The 388-nt window shown below is 72.4% G+C and carries 1 pseudogene; it reads left to right on the top strand.

From position 1 onward, the window contains the following. A pseudogene (locus C7C56_RS28495) lies at positions 1-388 on the top strand (hypothetical protein); the annotation flags it as partial.

Raw genomic sequence — 388 nt, 5'->3', positions numbered from 1 at the left:
CGCTGTCGGCGGCCGGATCGATCGCCCAAAAGGCGGCGGTCAATGCCGGCGCCAGCGTCGAACTTGGCGCCGGCGGTGCTGTCACGATGGACGACGGCGTCACCACCACGGCCGGCACCAGCCTGCGCTATGTGGCGGGCGGCGTGCTCAGCATCGGCACCCTCAACGCGGCCAATGTGAGCCTGATCGCGGGCAGCATCGTCGATTCGGGCAGCGGCGACACCGACGTCACCGCCACCACGCTGCGCCTGGCCACCACCGGCACGGCGGCCGGGGAGGGCGCCGGCACCGGCGCCGCCCATCTGCAAGTGTCGGTCGCTACCCTCTCGGCCAGCGTGGCGGGCACCGGCAACGGCGGCCTGTACCTGGACGAAGTGGGCGACATCGA

The sequence above is a fragment of the Massilia glaciei genome, from assembly GCF_003011895.2.
GTDB classification, from domain to species: domain Bacteria; phylum Pseudomonadota; class Gammaproteobacteria; order Burkholderiales; family Burkholderiaceae_D; genus Telluria_A; species Telluria_A glaciei.
Note: the sequence above shows the minus strand (reverse complement) of the source record. Positions and strands in the feature narration are given on the sequence as shown.